Origin of the sequence: Pseudodesulfovibrio mercurii (genome assembly GCF_000189295.2) — a bacterium.
Taxonomy (GTDB): domain Bacteria; phylum Desulfobacterota; class Desulfovibrionia; order Desulfovibrionales; family Desulfovibrionaceae; genus Pseudodesulfovibrio; species Pseudodesulfovibrio mercurii.
In genome coordinates, this window is record NC_016803.1 from 1,345,222 (window position 1) to 1,361,630 (window position 16,409).

Consider the following 16,409-nt stretch of genomic DNA (forward strand, 5'->3'; position numbering starts at 1 on the left):
GCTACATCAGGCCCTGTGCAAAAAATGCGTCGTGGTACATGAGCTGGAACCGATTACGTTGCTCCTTGGTCAGGCAGTCCAGAATTTCCGGACGCTTCTCCAGGAAGTAACACAGATTCTCCGGGCTCAGCGGCTTCTTTCTCTCCACGGGGTACAGGATGTGCGGGTCCATGATGGAGTTGTTGACCTTGGTGAAAAAGCTGTGCAGGTCCGTGTCGAAGTCCGACTTGCCATAGGCCTCGATCATGGCGTCGTCATAATCGCGGAACGAAATCCGCAAGGCCACCGCCGGGGCGCCCACGCCCTTGTACCAGCGCTCCTCCCCGAAGTCCTCGAACAGGAAGATTTCCTTGTAGAAACGGACGTGTTTGGGATTGACCATGATGCACATGTCGTCCACGCCGGTCAGGTGCCCGTAGTTGAACATGGCCTTGGACAGATAGACGACCAGGTTGGACCACCGCCGCCGCCTGGGGGTGGCCAGCGCACCGAGCTCCGCGATCTTTCTCCCCTGCCCGCGCAGAACGTCCAGTTCCTTCTTGTACAGCGCGTCCATGGGCAGGCCGAAAGTCTCACTGTCGGCGTAATAGGACATGGTCGATATGACCTTCAGATATTCCTTGAAAATGAAGGCGCACGTGGTGGGAAGCAGGCTGTGCACGCTGAAGGACATCTCCGAGGGGTGGTCCTCGACGATGTACTTGGTTGAACGATAGACCGAATAGACCGTCCGGAAGGCCTGTTCGAGTTCATCCCGGGTTTCGGCGATCTTTATGCTTGGTTTTTCAAGCCCTTCCAGCTTGCTGTCCACAAGGGAAGACCGCCGGATACGTAAGGTCCTTCGACGTTCCACTCCGTTCTGCAAATCTACGCTGACCTTTCCTTTGCTTGACATCGCCTTTCATATTGCACAGGCAGGCACTCTCTGTCTATGCAATGTAGTGCTGTAACATGATATCCATCATGGAACGGGTCTCGGCGTTATTCCCTTCGAACACACCGACCAGGGTCAAGTCCCGATCGACCTTGTGACGAAGTCGCTTGCAATAGAACGACACGGTCTGCGATAATTCAGGAATGGTGAAGAACACCTCGAAAAAGGATGAATTCGCCAAACGCTCTCCCATATCCGGAGAAACATCCTTGAACGATATCCGCAACCCTCCCTCGGAGACGTCATCCACCATCACGGGGTAACTGCGCATCTCCCTGTCGGAAAACTTTACGCAAGATATCGCGGGAATTGACACATCCACCCTGGGATACTTCCGTCTGTCCTTTCCGTTCGCAGTCCAATCTCTGCTCATGAAGTCCCTCAGGCACCCCTCCACGATACCTGAAACAAACTGGGAACAATCCACCCCTTCTCCCCGTGCCATGCGCTTGAGTGCCTGAAAACTCTCCTGATTCATGTCAAAACACACTTTCACCACTTCAGACATCTTTTCAACTACCTTGAATCTAGCTTGCAGTGTGTGGGACGGTTCCCCCCGGTGTCCCCTTTCCAATGCCGCAACAATTCTCGATTTTTTGCAATAAATATACCGCAGCCGTCACTTGAAGCGGTCCGGGCGCAACATGCCCCGGCCGTTTGCGGGAGACGGGCTCGCCCCGACTCGGCCCGATGGGAAATTGTCGAATCATACGGGAGAGCTATACAACGTTCCCGGGTCTCACGGCGGAAAAATAAATTCGGGTTCGTGGCGCCGCGGCAACAGGTCTGATCCGCGCACGCGCCGGACGGCCACGGCAAATTGTCTGGTAATCCGACAAGAAGCGAAAACCAGGTCCTGCAACGCAACAGGAAACGCCGCCGAATCCGGCGGCGCAGTTTGCGGGAAAGATTGAAAAACGGAGAGTGAGTGTCCGTCATGCCGTCTGTCGTGTCGGGCAACCGACACACGTCCCGGACGGACAAACGGGCGGGCAGCGCCTACATGAGGAAGCGCTGGATGCGGGCCTTGTCATCGGATTCATCCGAGACCTCGACCCCGACTTCCACGGGCTCATCCAGGACGATACGCCGAGGCAGACATTCCAGGGTGACCATGGCGTCGTCCAGCATGAAGGTCACGCTCAACCCTTCGATCTGCTGGAGCATGCCGGCAAAAACGTGGCCTTTATCCATGAATTCCAAGAGCATACCCTGTATGGAAATGTTCCGGATCTGCACGGAAAAGACCATGATCTCACCACTGGTCTTGAGCACCTGGACGAGCCCGGAGAGCATGACGGGCCAGCGCGGCGACGTCCGCCGCTCCAGGTCGCCCGGCCCGGCCGGAGCCGCTTCGCCGGTTTCACCCGCCTCGAGTCGGTTGAGAATCCTGCCGAGCGCCTCGCCATCCTTCACGGCGACATGCATGCATTTGTTGGTCTGATAATTGTACATGTAAAAATAAAAGCAAAATTCGCGCCACACGAACGCGTTGCGCCGAAAAAATCGCCGATCGGCCGATTCCGACGGATCAGTTGTTTTTCAGCGAGAGGTTGTGCTTGCTCAGCAACTCGTACAGACGGGCCCGGGAAAGGCCGGAAAGCTTGCAGGCCGTGGCGATGGAGGCATCGCTCAACTGGACCAGCCGCTGGAGATAGACCTGCTCCATGGCCTCCACGGCTTCCTGCCGGGCGGCCTTCATGACCGGGAACTCCTCGGCGGTCATGGGCAGGGAATACATACTCGGCGTGGGAGCGGATTCCTGGGGCGCGGCCTCGTCCTCGCCCATGTCCTGAAACACGCGGCGCATGCGCAACTGCTGCGGAAGATGGTAGATGTTCAGGAACTTGGAGAAACGCGCCTTTTGGAGCGAGACATGGAGGACGTTGACCAGCTCGCGCACGTTGCCGGGCCAGTCGTAGAGCCGCAGGGTCTCGATGAACTGGGGGTCCACCTCCTTCTCATCCATGCCGTTTTCCTTGCACAGGATGGGAAGATAATGCCGGGTCAGCATCTCGATGTCACCGTTGCGGTCGCGCAGGGGCGGCAGTTCGATGATGAAGCTCTGGAGCCGGTAATAGAGATCCCTGCGGAATTCACCGCGGGCCACCATCTCCTCAAGGTTCCGGTTGGTGGCCGCCACCAGCCTGAAATCACTGTATACTTCCTTGCTCGAACTGAGGGGGCGGAAGGTCTTTTCCTGGAGGACACGGAGCAGGGACTTCTGGATGCCCAGGTCGAGGTCGCCGATTTCGTCCAGGAACAGGGTGCCGCCGTGGGCCAGGTGGAACAGCCCCTTGCGGTCCTGGTCAGCCCCGGTGAACGACCCCTTGGCATGCCCGAACAGCAGGCTCTCGGCCAGGGTCGAGGGGAGGTTGGTGCAGTCCACCACGATATAGCGGTTGTCCTTGCGGTCGCTGTTGTTGTGCAGCGCCCTGGCGAAAAGTTCCTTGCCCGTCCCGGTCTCGCCGGTGATGAGCACGTTGCCCACGCCCTTGGCGGAGATGGCCAACCGTTCGAGGCACTGGTTCAGGGCCGGGCTGTCGCCGATGATCTCCTCGCGGGTCAGGGTGTCGGTCTCTTCCCGCTCCACGGTCTTCTGTTGCAGGAGATTCTGGATGACCTTGCGGAAGCGATCTTCCTTGATGGGCTTGACCAGGTAGTCCTTGACCCCGGCGGCAAAGGCCTGGGAGATGCAGTCGGAATCGGATTCCCCGGTGAGCATGACGATGTCCACGTTGGGGTCCAGTTCGGTCAGACGGGGGATGTGGCTCAACCCGCTGCCCTCGTGCAGATTGAGGTCCAGGAAGATGATGTCGAAATGGCTACTCTTAAGCAGGGTGAGGCCTTCTATCCCGGAATAGACGCAGTGGCAGTCGTAGCCCATCTTCTTGATGATGGACTCGACGACGGCGCACTGGAACGGATCGTCATCGATCAGCAGTATCTTTCCCACGGAAGGTTCCACGTAACAGCTCCTTGCCCGCTCGCGGACAGGTCGGCTTGACGGCCGGACGATGGACAAAAGTTGGCCATTCTATACATAGGCGCATTTTTTCTGTCCATAGGAAAATCTCCCGTTTCCGTTTTTTCCGGACAGACTGCGACCGTGCGAGAATATCCTTTCGGATACCCACACTTTCACTATATCCCCCTTTTCCGATTTTTCAAGACATTCCGGATTTATTCGCAAGCCCTTTCCGGTGCGGCGGGCCGGGCGCCGGGACCATATGCAGGAACACGAAAAAAGCCGGGCAATCCGCAGATTACCCGGCCATTCATTATCTATTATATAAGAGAATCAGAGAGAACGACGCTTCCTGCGGGTGTAGCAGACCACGCCCAGTCCACCGAGACCGAACAGGATGAAGGTGGAGGGTTCCGGCGCGGGAATGGTGGACTCGCCGAAGAGTACGTCGTTGCCGCAGGTCATGGCGAAGGCGTAGGTGAACGTTCCGGAGTAGCCGGAGAGGTCGAGGGCGAAGTCGGACCAGGTGGAGGTGCCGGTTTCATTCCAGCCCAGGTATTGCTCCCACCCGGAGAAGGTCACGCTCTCCAGCCAGTCTTCCCGGTCCACCAGGGCCTGGACCGGGTGATCGAAGCGTCCTTCGTAACCCCACGGCCAGAAAGAGGCCCTGTAGTCGTCCATCCAGCTGTCGTCCGTATAGCCGAGGTAGGCCAGGTCGACGGAGAACAGGGCGTATCCGCCGTCCCAGTTGACCCTTCCGTCATAGCCGACGCACAGGATGTGGTGCAGGACGTAGTCCCAGCTCCCGTCCTGATCCAGATCGAAGAACCAGTCTCCGGGAACGAGTTCCCGACTGGTGCTTTCATAGTTCAATTCGATCCCGGTGAGGGTATGGCCACTGTACACGAAATTGCCGCCGGTCAGGTTCGGGGAGCCGATGACGTCCAGGTTGTCCTGCCAATCCCGCAGATAGGGGTCCCAGCGGTTGTTGTTGAAACCGGGCCAGTAATTCACCTCGTCGGTGAAGGCCACGGTATAATAGGCCAGTGCGGACGGAGCCTGGAGCAGGCACAGGAGGAACAGGGCCAAGGCGATACAGCGTTTCATGATTGTCTCCCACGTTGAATTCCACGCCATTAAGCATAAAGTATGCCAGCAATGTAAATGGCGACTTTCCAGGACTCAAACGCAAGGGAAATGTCATTTTGCCCGACATCTTGTCGAAGGGTCTTACATTTTGTGCCCGTTTCGACACAATCAGACCGATTCTCAGCCCAAAAATCATGTTTTTACCGTTTTCCACAGGGCAACCGCCGGGGAAAATGGATTTTAGCGCAGTGGGGCCGACGGCCCGGACAGGATGATCTGGACTCGGGCAACAGATTGTTCCTTTACACGCCATCAAGGATACTTATTTGAATAGGAACGACCAACCCACATTCGTGAAAGGAGCTATATCATGGCCGAACGAACCGGAATCATCACGTTTCAAGGAAACCCATTGACCTTGATAGGCCCTGAAATCCACGTCGGCGACACCGCGCCCGACTTCACCGTGACCGCCAACGACCTCTCCCCCGCCACCCTGGCCGACTTCTCCGGCAAGGTGCTGGTCATCGCCTCGGTGCCCTCCCTGGACACCCCGGTCTGCGACATGGAAACCCGCCGCTTCAACACCGAGGCCTCGGCCCTGGGCGACGAGGTGAAAATCCTGACCGTCAGCATGGACCTGCCCTTTGCCCAGGCCCGCTGGTGCGGCGCGGCCGGAATCGAGGCCGTGCAAACCCTGTCCGACCACGCCCAGGCCTCCTTCGGCGAGAACTGGGGCGCGCTCATCAAGGAACTGCGCCTGCTGACCCGCGCGGTCTTCGTGGTGGACAAGGACGGCAAGGTCGCCTACGTCCAATACCTCAAGGAGATCACCGAGGAACCCGACTACGAGGCCGCCCTGAAGGTGGTCCGCGAACTGATCGGCTGATCCGCCCGCAACATCGCACGACTCAACGGCCCGGAAGGCAACCCCTTCCGGGCCTTTTTTGCGCCCCGTCCCCGATTCCGCAGGGGACCGGGCCGGGCCGGATGGCGCACGGCTCGCGGCAGGCAATTGCGCCCCCCGACTTGCCGCCCCTTTCGCAACAACTCGTCCCGACAAGAGGACGGCGGCGTCCCGTTTTTCACCCAACAGGGCGTCAAAGCGGGATATCCGCCCGCCTCGCTCTCTTCATTTCCGCAGGATTACAGAGGGTTGACATTCGGCCAAAGGGGCCGTATCAATATGTGCATGGATGCATATATTGAGAGTCAAGAGTCCGGCCAGCCGGAGGACATCGCCCGGCTCGGGCGCAGTTTCGACCATCTGCACAGCCTGGCCGCGGCCCAGATATTTACCTCCATGGCCCGCTCCATGCACACCTCGGACATCACCTTCAGCCAGCTCAACGCGCTCTTCCGGCTCTACACCCACGGCCCGCAGCGCATCGCCGACCTGGCCGAAGGCGCACACCTGAGCCACTGCGCCACCAGTCGGCTGATCAGCCGGTTGGCCAAGGAAGGCCAGGTGGACAAGCAGCCCAACGCGCAGAACAGGCGCGAGCGGCTGATCAGTCTGACGCCCGAGGGGCTGGCCTTTCTCCGGAGCCTGAAGCTGAACACCACGGCTGCCTACGAGAATCTCTTCCGCACCCTGCCGTCTTCCCTGACGGACCGGCTCCAGGCCGTGCTCGACGATATCCTGCCCCTGCTGCCGCCGCCCGAAATGCCCGGCTAGCCGCATCCCGGCTGCCCCCATCACACCGCTTTCACGACGTTTTCCGAGGTATTCCACCATGCGCAAACGAGGCCTTGCCCATCTCGCCATCCTGGCGGGCATCTCCACACTGCCGCCCCTTTCCATCGACATGAACCTGCCGGCCATCCCGGACATCGAGGCCACCTTCGGGGTGGCCCGGGGACAGGGCTCCCTGACCCTGAGCCTGTTTCTGCTGGGCTTCGCCTGCGCCCCGCTCCTGGGCGGGCCGCTGTCCGACCGGTTCGGCCGCAAGCCGGTCCTGATGACCGCCCTGCTCCTGGACACCCTGGCGGCCTTCGCCTGCACCGTGCACGGCTCCTTCCACTTCCTGCTCCTCTCGCGACTGATCCAGGGCATCGCCTCCGGGGTCTGCATCCTCGCGCCCCTGGCCATCCTGCGCGACACCATGACCGGCCCCGAGGCGCGCAAGCAGTTCTCGGCCATCATGTTCGTGGGCGGCGTGGCCCCGCTGGCGGCCCCCCTGCTCGGCGGCCTGATCCTGCTCTACACGGGCTGGTCGGCCATCTACGCCGTCCAAGGGCTGCTCGGCCTGTCCCTGTTCGTCCTGGTGGCCCTGCTCGTGCCCGAGTCCCTGCCCCCGGACAGACGGAACACCGTGGGCGCGGCGAAGCTGCTCGGCGGGTACGCGACCATCTTCAGGAGCCCGCAGTTCCTCGGCTACGCCCTGCCCCAGGCCCTCGGCTTCGGCTGCCTCTTCTCCTACATCGCGGGTTCGCCCGCATTCGTGCTCGGCGAGATGCACCTGTCCGAGCAGGCCTACTCCCTGGTCTTCGCCCTGACCTCCTTCGGAGTCATGGTCGGGGCCTTCCTCAGCGGGCTGGTCGGCCGCCGGGAAATCCGGGTGGACCGCATCCTGGCCGTGAGCCTCGGAGTCATGACCCTGGCCGCCGGGTCCGTGTTCGTCCTGACCTGGTACCACGCCCCGGAGCTGCCCCTCCTGCTGCCCCCGCTCTTCCTGGTCATGGCCTGCTTCGGGGTACTCCAGCCCAACGCCATGAGCGAGGCCGTCGCCCCCTGGGGACACATGGCCGGAACCGCGTCCGGGGCGATCAACTCCCTCCAGATGCTCACCGGGGCCGGGGCCAGCGCCCTGGCCCCCCTGCTCAACACGGTCTGGGCGCCGGGCAAGGCCATGGGACTGGCCATGCTCTGCGCCGCGCTCCTGGCTTCGGGATTGTACGTGGTCTTCGGGAGGGCCAGGCGGAACCGGGCGCAGGCCCCCGCCTGATCGGCGAGGTCCGTTCGCCCGGCCCGACCGGGTCCGGTGGACGCCTACCCGCCACGGGACGTCCCTGTTTCGGCAATCCCTGTCCGGCCCGGATTTTTTCCACGGAACAGGGGTTGCCTTTTTGGACGGTCCGCTATATCAATACATATTGATATACGAATTTAGTCGACAACGCCGGCGGCGTGCACCCCCCGGACCTTGCCGGGCCACGGGCCGCGCCGCCAACGGCGGCCCCATTCGACACACAACACACGGCGGGCGGACCGGGAACGGCACGGAGCCGGTCCGGTCCGGGATCGCCGGAAGAAAGGACAGACCATGAAGATCATCGATCGCATCCGGGACAACGGCCCGTTTCTCTCCCTCGAATTCTTTCCGCCCAAGGAGCGCGACCAGTGGCCCCGCTTCTTCGGACAGGTGGAGCGGCTGGCCGGGCTCGATCCCCTGTTCGCCTCGGTCACCTACGGGGCCGGAGGCTCGTTCCAGGACAACACCCTGGAGATCGCGGCCGAGGTGCACAAGCGGTTCGGGCTGACGACCATGTCGCACCTGACCTGCGTGGGCGCGGAGAAACGGTCCATCGCCGCGTACATGGACCGGTTGCTCGAGGCGGGCGTCAGCGACGTCCTGGCCCTGCGCGGGGACATGCCGGGCAACGACCCGGCCGAGGTCTGGAAGGACTTCCGGCACGCCTCGGACCTGGTGGAGTTCGTGCGTCAGGGGTGGCCGGAGGCGGGCGTGGCCGCGGCCTGTTATCCCGACGCCCACCCCGAGTCCGGGTCCATCGACGACGACCTGCGCTGGACCTGCCACAAGTTCAACACGGGCGCGGACTTCGGCGTGACCCAGTTGTTCTTCGACGTGCGCCGCTACCAGGACCTGGTGCGCAGGCTGCGTTCCCGTGGCATCGACAACCCCGTGGTGCCGGGCATCCTGCCGGTCCTGGCCATGCAGTCCCTGGACCGCATCCTGTCCCTGTGCGGGGCGAACATCCCGCTCAAGCTCTACCTGGAGATCCGGGAGGCCTTCGACACCGGCGGCGACGAGGCCGTGCGGCGCAAGGGCGTGGACATCGCCCGGCGGCAGATCCGCGAGCTCCTGGCCCTGGGGGCTCCCGGCATCCACTTGTATTCCTTGAATAACGCCGATGTCTGCCTGGACATCCTCCGGGATGTGCCGGAGCTGCGCGGCTAGGCTGAAAGGCGCGCCCCGGCGAATCCGTCCTTGCGCTTCGCCGGGGCTTTGGCTATTCTCGAAAAGTTCTAGATGTCCTTCAGGTGGCCGTAGGCCATAACAGGGAATCCGGTGCGAAGCCGGAGCGGTCCCGCCGCTGTAATCCCCCATGGAGGTCCGGTCCGAATGCCACTGCCGCGAGGCGGGAAGGCGGGCCGGGCGGGGAGAGTCAGAAGACCTACCTGAAGCGTTTCCTGCCGGATGCGGATCGCGGAACCCGCGTGCGGACAAGAATGCGTATCACCCGACAACCGTCGCCGGGACCTGCGGTGCCGCCGCCAGGTCCGTTCATCGACGACAGTGCAGGCAGTCCCCTTGCGGCCGCACCCCGTGCGGCGCGCCCTTCCGCTTTCGACGCCTGCAAGAGATTCCCCAATGCCCAGCAAAATACTCAAGCGTGACGGCTGCATCGAAACCTGGTCCACCAAACGGATCGGCAACGCCATCTTCAAGGCCCTCAAGGGCAGCGGCATCAAGGACCCGCTGCTGGCCGACCGGCTGGCCGGAAAGGTGGAAAAAAAGCTCAAGGACGTGGACATCCCCGAGCAGGAACAGGTCCAGGACATGGTCCAGGAGGTCCTCATGGAGGCCCGCCTGTTCAAGGTGGCCGAACGCTACATCATCTACCGCGAAAAGCGGCGCGAGCTGCGCTCCCAGGACGAGGCCTTCCTGGACATCGCCCAGGTGACCGACGGCTACCTGAACAACGTGGACTGGCGGGTCAACGAGAACTCGAACATGACCCACTCCTACCAGGGGCTGATCCTGCACATGGCGGGCGCGGTCCAGGCCCGGTACATGCTCGAAAAGTACCCCGAGGAGGTCCGCCTGGCCCACACCCACGGCTACTTCCACATCCACGACCTGTCCTTCGGTCTGGCCGGATACTGCTCGGGCTGGTCCCTGCGCGATCTGCTGCTCGAAGGGTTCAACCTGCGCGACCGCTGCTCGTCCACCCCGGCAAAACACTTCGACGCGGCCTGCGGCCAGATGGTCAACTTCCTCGGCACCCTGCAGAACGAATGGGCCGGGGCCCAGGCCTTCAACAACGTGGACACCTACCTGGCCCCGTTCATCCGCAACGACGGGCTCAGCTACCACGACGTCAAGCAGCAGATCCAGAAACTGCTCCACAACCTCAACGCCACCTCGCGCTGGGGCGGGCAGTCGCCGTTCACCAACTTCACCCTGGACTTCGTGCCGCCCGCGCACATCGCCAAGGAACCGGTGATCATCGGCGGCGAGTTCAAGGATTCCACCTACGGCGAGTACGCCGAGGAGATGGCCATGTTCAACCGCGCCTTCCTGGAGGTCATGCTCCAGGGCGACGCGGACGGGCGCATCTTCTCCTTCCCCATCCCCACGTACAACGTGACCAAGGACTTCCCCTGGGAATCCGAGGAAGGCAGGCTGCTGCTCAAGATGACCGCCAAGTACGGCGCGCCCTACTTCCAGAACTTCATCAACTCGGACCTGAACCCCGAGGACGTGCGCTCCATGTGCTGCCGCTTGCAGATGGACCTGCGCGAAATCCGCAAGAAGACCGGCGGCCTGTTCGGCGCGGGCGACCTGACCGGGTCCATCGGCGTGGTCACCCTGAACCTGCCCAAGCTGGCCTACCTCGCCCACAACGAGGAGGACTTCATGGACCTCATCGCCGAGTACGCCCGGCTGGCCTCGGAGTCCCTGGAGTTCAAGCGCAAGGTGGTCCAGCAGAACCTGGACGCGGGCATGTTCCCGTTCTCCCGGCGCTACCTCAAGAACGGGTTCAAGGGCCACTTCTCGACCATCGGGCTCATCGGCGGCCACGAGGCGTGCATGAACCTGCTGCACAAGGGGCTCGACACCCCGTCCGGCTCGATGCTCATGCAGAGGGTGCTCAAACTCCTGCGCCGCCTTGTGGTCCGGTTCCAGGAGGAGACCGGCAACCTGTACAACCTCGAGGCCACGCCCGGCGAGGGCACCTGTTACAGGCTGGCCAAGATCGACCGCGAGCTGTACGCCGACATCTACACCTCGGGCGACGAGACCCCCTACTACACCAACTCCACCCTGCTGCCCGTGGGCATCAGCTCGGACGTGTTCTTCGCCCTGGAGCACCAGAATGAGCTCCAGACCCTGTACAACGGCGGCACGGTCTTCCACACCTTCCTGGGCGAGGCCGCCCCGGACGAGGAGAGCGTGAAGAACTTCCTGATCAAGGCCATGACCAAGACCAAGATTCCGTACATCTCGGTCACGCCGACCTTCTCCATCTGCGAGGACCACGGCTACCTCTACGGCGAGCACTTCCAGTGCCCGACCTGCGGCAAGGAGGCCGAGGTCTACACCCGCGTGGTCGGCTACTACCGCCCGGTGGGCCGCTGGAACAAGGGCAAGCAGGAGGAGTACAGGGACCGCATCGAGTACTCGCGGCAGAGCTTCTGCCGTCCGGCCTGCGAACCCGCGACCGAACCGGTGGGCGAGCCCGCCTGACGGACCATGGGACATCCATGATACTCGACGCCAACCAGCTGGCCTCCATCCGGCAGCACAACGACGAGGAACTCCGGAGGGGCGGCCGTGCCGCGCACGGCTGCCCCGCCCGAACGGTCCAGGACCTGCTGCAGACCATCGAGGCCCTGAAAAAGGAAAAGCGGAAGTGGAAGAAGCTGGCCCAGGACCGTGGCCGGGCCCTCAAGGCCATCAGCGACCTGGCCGCGGACTAGCCCCGGCTGTGGGTCGGCCTCGGTGCGGAGCATGACCGGGCCGCCCATGCGGGCGGCTTTGGCGGGAAGGATGTGGAGGCGGCCGGGGCCGGGGGAACGGGCGGGGCACGCCCCGCGAGGAACCCCTTTCGGGGAAATGGCGTCTATTGAACGCTGAATTTTGGCGTCGGTGGCCGTCCCGGAAACATGCCGGGGCGGCCACCGTTTGTTTTGCAAGCTACTTCAGCGCCTTGGTGAAGAAGGCTTCCAGCTTGTCGAAGGGGATCATGTCCGTGCGGTCGTACAGATCGATGTGCCGCGCGCCGGGGACGATGACCAGCTCCTTGGGCTCCTTGGCCGCCTTGTAGGCGTCCTCGGTGAAGTACCGGGAGTGCGCCTTCTCGCCCATGATGAACAGAATCGGACGGGGCGAGATGGTGTCGATGTAGTTCAGCAGCGGGAAGTTCGCGAAGGCCATGTTGCTGGTCGCGGTGAACGGGCCGTGGGACCGGGGATGATGGCCGCGCGGCATGGCGTAGTATTCCCAGAACTCGCTGCTGATGGGGTCCAGCCCTTCGGGGATGGAATCGACCGCCACGGTCGGGAAGCCCTCGGGCAGCAGAGGAGCGCCCGCCTCGAAGTCCTTCCAGCGCTGCTCGCCGAGCTCGGTGAGCATCCTGGTGCGCTCCTCGCCGGTCATGGAGTCCTGCCAGCCGTTGCGGATCACGCGACTCATGTCGTACATGGACGCGGTGGCCACGGCCTTGATGCGCTGGTCCACCTGCGCGGCCTTGAGGGAGAACCCGCCGCTGCCGCAGATGCCGATGGCCCCGATCCGGTTCCGGTCCACGAAGGGCCGGGTGCCCAGGAAGTCCACGCCCGCGCTGAAGTCCTCGGAGAATATCTCCGGGGACGAGATGTGGCGGGGCTCGCCGCCGCTTTCGCCGTTGAAGGACTCGTCAAAGGCGATGGCCACGAAGCCGCGCTCGGCCATGGTCTGGGCGTAGATGCCCGCGCCCTGCTCCTTGACGCCGCCGTAGGGGGTGCCCACGACCAGCGCCGGGTATTTCTTGGACTTGTCCATGTCCTTCGGCATGTACATGTCGGCGGACAGCGTGATCCCGTACCGGTTGGGGTACGACACCTTTTCGTGAACCACCTTGTCGCTCAACTTGAATGTCTTGTCCCAGGTCATATCGTTTTCCTCCGCATAGGCTGCGTTGCTTGCCAGGGCCAGCGCCAGGATCGGCAGCATGGCCAGCATGGTTTTGATCACGTTGATCTTCATGGCGATCTCCTTGTTGAAATGCTGTTCCCTAGAGGGCCGACCGGAAAATCCCGATCATGTCCTCGACGCTCATGACCGGGCGGCCGGGCAGGTTGCCCTTGCCGTCGCTGACGATCTTGAGGGTGTCCCTGGCGTAGGTCTCGAAGAGCTCGTCGCCGATGCCCAGCTCGGAGAAGCGGGTCGGGCAGCCGATGCTCTTGAGGAACGCCTCGAACTTGTCGATGCCCTCCAGGGCGCAGTCCAAATCGTCGGCCCCCTTGGCCTTCAGGCCGAAAACGCGCTCGGCGAACTGGACGTACTTGGCGGTGTTGGACCGGGCCGCGAAGCGCATCCAGGCCGGGTTGATGATGGCCAGGCCCGCCGCGTGGGTGATGTCGTGGTAGGCGGACACGGTGTGCTCCATCATGTGCACGGGATAGGGCGCGTCGGTGCCGATCTGGGCCCAGCCGATGAGCGCCACCGAAGCGGCCCACTGGATCTGGGCGCGCGCCTCCACGTCGCCGCCGTCGGCGATGGCCCTCGGGCCCCATTCCATGGCGGTCTGGATGACGCCTTCGGCCAGCCGGTCCTGGATGGGCGTGTTGTCGATGCCGTTCAGGTAGGACTCGGTCAGGTGGGTGATCAGGTCGCAGACGCCGTAGGCGGTCTGGTCCCTGGGCACGCTCACGGTCAGCTCGGGGTCCATGACCGCGACCTTGGGGTAGAGCAGCGGAATCTGGATGAAGGACTTGACCTTGGTCTCCTCGTTGGTGATGACCGCCCCGCAGTTGGTCTCGGAGCCCGTGGCCGCGATGGTCGGCACGGTGATGACCGGCAGGGCCTCGGTCGGCACGTACACGTTTTCCTGGCCGTGCAGGATCATGTCCCAGGGGTCGCCGTCGTACAGGGCAGCGGCCGAGATGACCTTGGAGGCGTCCATGACGCTGCCGCCGCCCAGGGCCACGATCACGTCGCACCCTTCGGCGCGGACGGTCTCCGCGCCTCTGGCCACGGAGGTGATGCGCGGGTTGGGCTCCACGCCGGAGCACTCGGCCACGGCAATGCCGGCCGCCTTCAGGCTCTCGACCGCCCGGTCGAACACGCCGCTACGCTTGACGCTGCCGCCGCCGGTGACGACCAGGGCCTTTTTCCCGTATTCACCGACGACATCGCCGAGCCGGGCAAGATTGCCGGCGCCAAAGATAATGCGAGTCGGGTTTTGAAATTCAAAATTCATCATGCACTCCTTCTGGATCTCATGTGTTGATGACTCTCTATCTAAGATCCTCCCGCTTCGGCGTGAACGCACATTTCTCCAAAAACCTTGCTCATTCCTCCAAACACATCCCTTTTATGTTGAATATGGCCGACAAATGGTGTTCATAATAGCCACAGCCCACAGGAGGAACAGCCCATGTCCAACATGCTCGAATTACTAAAAGAGTACGACATCCCCGACGGCGGCGCCCTTGAATCCGCCTACCAGGGCGTCCGTTTTTTCAAAGAGACCCGGCACGTACGGCGCAGGCCGATGTTGTACAATCCTGGATTGTGCATCGTGGCTTCGGGAGCCAAGATCGGACATCTCGGCGGCCAGTCCTTCCACTACGACGCGGACAACTATCTGGTCGTTTCCGTGACCATGCCCTTTGAAAGCGAATCCTTCCCCGCCGAGGACGGCCCGCTGCTCGGCGTATATATCGACATCGACATGGGGCAGTTGAACGACCTGATCGTTCAGATGGACCTGCAAACCGAATTCCCCGACATGGGAAACCAAGGGTACCCCCTCGGCATCGGCCCGTCCGCCATGGACGAGGACATGAAGGATGCCGTGACCAAGCTGCTCAAGGCGCTTCGCTCGGAAAGAGAGGCCAGGATTCTGGCCCCGGGACTGGTACGGGAAATCTATTACCGCGCCCTGTGCGGCAGCCAGGCGGAGGTGCTCTACTCCCTGGCCAGGGGCAGCAACTCGTTCGGCCAGGTGGGCCGCGTCATCAGCCTGATGGAAGCGAGCTACAACGAAAAGCTCGACGTGCGCCAACTGGCCGAATCGGCGCACATGAGCGTCTCCGCCTTCCACAAGGCGTTCAAGGAGATCACCGCCGACTCACCGCTGCAATACCTCAAGAAAATTCGCCTTTCCCGGGCCAGGGACCTCATCGTGCAGGAGAACATGAAGGCCTACCTGGCGGCCGACGCCGTGGGCTACGAAAGCCCGTCCCAGTTCAGCCGGGAGTTCAAGCGCCACTTCGGCCAAAGCCCGGCGGAGATCATTCGGGGGATGCGTTCGGCCTAGGAGCGGACCGGGGCCGGTTCACGCGCCCGCCGCGAAATGGGCCTGAATGTGGTCCACGAACAGCCTGACCCGCTGGGGCAGCTGGTTCGAGCCCGTCACCAGGTAGACGTCATGCACGAACCCTCCGCTCCAGTCCGGGAGGAGGCGGATCAGCCGCCCGGCCCGTTCATCCGGCTCGGCCTTCTCCCTGCGGAGCAGCGCCACGCCGTGCCCGGCCAGGGCGAACTCACGACACATCTCCACGGAGCCGAAGCTGTACTGCGGCTGCACCTCGACGGTCACCTGCCGCGTGCCGTCGTGCATGGGCCATCGGTTGCCGAACCGCTGGAGCACGATGCACGGCAACCGGCGCAGGTCTCCCGGCTCCAAGGGCATGGAATACCGCTCCAGCAGCGCGGGCGACGCGTACAGGAACGGTTCTATGGTCAGGAGTTTCCGGGCGATCAGCGGCAGGGCGATGGAGGGACCGATGAGGAAGGCCACGTCGAACGGGTCCGTGCGCATGTCCACCGGATGCTCCACGAAGGTCAGGTCCATCTGAATGTCCGGCCATTTGACCGCGAAGTCCATGAGGGCGTCCTTGAAGGGCCGGTCGTCGTAGAGGTCCAGGAACATGCAGATGCGGATCAGTCCGGCCGGTTTCTGCATGTTCAGGACCACCGAGTCGTAGGCGTTCTGCACCTCGTCGAGGATGTACCCGCACCGGTCCAGCAGGTACGCGCCGTTGTCCGTGGGCTCGACGTTCCGGGTGTCCCGGTAGAAAAGCAGCACCCCCATCCGCTCTTCGAGCAGCTTGATGCGCCGCGACAGGGTCGAGACGCCCATGCCGAGCGTTTCCGCCGCCTTGGTGAAGCTCTTCCGCCTCGCCACTTCCACCAGCAGTGGGACGTCATTGAAAAATTCCCGACTCATTTTGCCCGTCCATGGAAAAGAGTTTTCCGTATTGCCCATTTATTTTAGTTTCGAGCATGGTATGAAAAGGCA

At 62.6% G+C, this 16,409-nt stretch carries 15 protein-coding genes and 1 riboswitch; of the genes, 7 read left to right on the forward strand and 8 right to left on the reverse strand.

Annotated elements, in window-relative coordinates:
- Position 1: 1 nt before the first annotated feature.
- The 5 genes from DND132_RS06200 to DND132_RS06220 all read right to left on the reverse strand — a co-directional run bounded on the left by DND132_RS06200 (position 2) and on the right by DND132_RS06220 (position 5,009).
- Complete coding sequence (locus DND132_RS06200) at positions 2-811, reverse strand: N-acyl amino acid synthase FeeM domain-containing protein (protein ID WP_014321856.1); 810 nt, start codon at positions 809-811, stop codon at positions 2-4.
- A gap of 118 nt (positions 812-929) precedes the next feature.
- The gene (locus DND132_RS06205; RefSeq protein WP_014321857.1) at positions 930-1,442 is read right to left on the reverse strand and encodes a PilZ domain-containing protein; all 513 of its coding nucleotides are present in this window, start codon (positions 1,440-1,442) and stop codon (positions 930-932) included.
- Positions 1,443-1,933: 491 nt separating this feature from the next.
- Entirely contained in the window at positions 1,934-2,389 is a 456-nt protein-coding gene (locus tag DND132_RS06210; protein ID WP_014321858.1) for a PilZ domain-containing protein, read from the reverse strand.
- A 76-nt stretch (positions 2,390-2,465) separates the two neighbouring features.
- Positions 2,466-3,890 carry a sigma-54-dependent transcriptional regulator gene (locus DND132_RS06215; RefSeq protein WP_041915945.1) on the reverse strand — a complete coding sequence of 475 codons (1,425 nt, stop codon included), beginning with the start codon at positions 3,888-3,890 and terminating at the stop codon, positions 2,466-2,468.
- A gap of 345 nt (positions 3,891-4,235) precedes the next feature.
- Positions 4,236-5,009, reverse strand: a complete 774-nt coding sequence (locus DND132_RS06220) for a PEP-CTERM sorting domain-containing protein (RefSeq protein WP_014321860.1) — start codon at positions 5,007-5,009, stop codon at positions 4,236-4,238.
- Between the two features lie 352 nt (positions 5,010-5,361).
- On the opposite strand from DND132_RS06220, the gene tpx reads away from it, so the two are divergent.
- The 6 genes from tpx (at position 5,362) to DND132_RS06250 (ending at position 11,880) form a co-directional block, all read left to right on the forward strand.
- Complete coding sequence (gene tpx, locus DND132_RS06225; protein ID WP_014321861.1) at positions 5,362-5,880, forward strand: thiol peroxidase; 519 nt, start codon at positions 5,362-5,364, stop codon at positions 5,878-5,880.
- A 303-nt stretch (positions 5,881-6,183) separates the two neighbouring features.
- Positions 6,184-6,669 (forward strand): MarR family transcriptional regulator, encoded by a 486-nt coding sequence (locus DND132_RS06230; RefSeq protein ID WP_190275298.1) that lies wholly within the window; start codon positions 6,184-6,186, stop codon positions 6,667-6,669.
- Positions 6,670-6,727: 58 nt separating this feature from the next.
- Positions 6,728-7,939 (forward strand): multidrug effflux MFS transporter, encoded by a 1,212-nt coding sequence (locus DND132_RS06235; RefSeq protein ID WP_014321863.1) that lies wholly within the window; start codon positions 6,728-6,730, stop codon positions 7,937-7,939.
- Positions 7,940-8,257: 318 nt separating this feature from the next.
- A complete protein-coding gene (locus DND132_RS06240; RefSeq protein ID WP_014321864.1) occupies positions 8,258-9,133 on the forward strand; it encodes a methylenetetrahydrofolate reductase in 876 nt (291 codons plus the stop codon).
- Positions 9,134-9,197: 64 nt separating this feature from the next.
- A riboswitch (cobalamin riboswitch) is annotated at positions 9,198-9,372 on the forward strand.
- Between the two features lie 175 nt (positions 9,373-9,547).
- Positions 9,548-11,647 carry a ribonucleoside triphosphate reductase gene (locus DND132_RS06245; RefSeq protein ID WP_014321865.1) on the forward strand — a complete coding sequence of 700 codons (2,100 nt, stop codon included), beginning with the start codon at positions 9,548-9,550 and terminating at the stop codon, positions 11,645-11,647.
- A 17-nt stretch (positions 11,648-11,664) separates the two neighbouring features.
- Positions 11,665-11,880, forward strand: coding sequence for a hypothetical protein (locus DND132_RS06250; RefSeq protein ID WP_014321866.1), 216 nt, complete (start codon positions 11,665-11,667; stop codon positions 11,878-11,880).
- A 217-nt stretch (positions 11,881-12,097) separates the two neighbouring features.
- On the opposite strand, the gene DND132_RS06255 is transcribed toward DND132_RS06250, so the two are convergent.
- Together DND132_RS06255 and DND132_RS06260 are read right to left on the reverse strand one after the other, a co-directional pair.
- Positions 12,098-13,147 (reverse strand): alpha/beta hydrolase, encoded by a 1,050-nt coding sequence (locus DND132_RS06255; protein ID WP_014321867.1) that lies wholly within the window; start codon positions 13,145-13,147, stop codon positions 12,098-12,100.
- A 28-nt stretch (positions 13,148-13,175) separates the two neighbouring features.
- The gene (locus DND132_RS06260; RefSeq protein ID WP_014321868.1) at positions 13,176-14,363 is read right to left on the reverse strand and encodes an iron-containing alcohol dehydrogenase; all 1,188 of its coding nucleotides are present in this window, start codon (positions 14,361-14,363) and stop codon (positions 13,176-13,178) included.
- A gap of 177 nt (positions 14,364-14,540) precedes the next feature.
- On the opposite strand from DND132_RS06260, the gene DND132_RS06265 reads away from it, so the two are divergent.
- Positions 14,541-15,425: an AraC family transcriptional regulator gene (locus tag DND132_RS06265; protein ID WP_014321869.1), complete on the forward strand. Its 885-nt coding sequence runs from the start codon at positions 14,541-14,543 to the stop codon at positions 15,423-15,425.
- Positions 15,426-15,443: 18 nt separating this feature from the next.
- Here the strand turns inward: DND132_RS06265 and DND132_RS06270 are convergent, their stop codons facing one another.
- Positions 15,444-16,337, reverse strand: a complete 894-nt coding sequence (locus tag DND132_RS06270) for a LysR family transcriptional regulator (RefSeq protein WP_014321870.1) — start codon at positions 16,335-16,337, stop codon at positions 15,444-15,446.
- Positions 16,338-16,409: the final 72 nt, after the last annotated feature.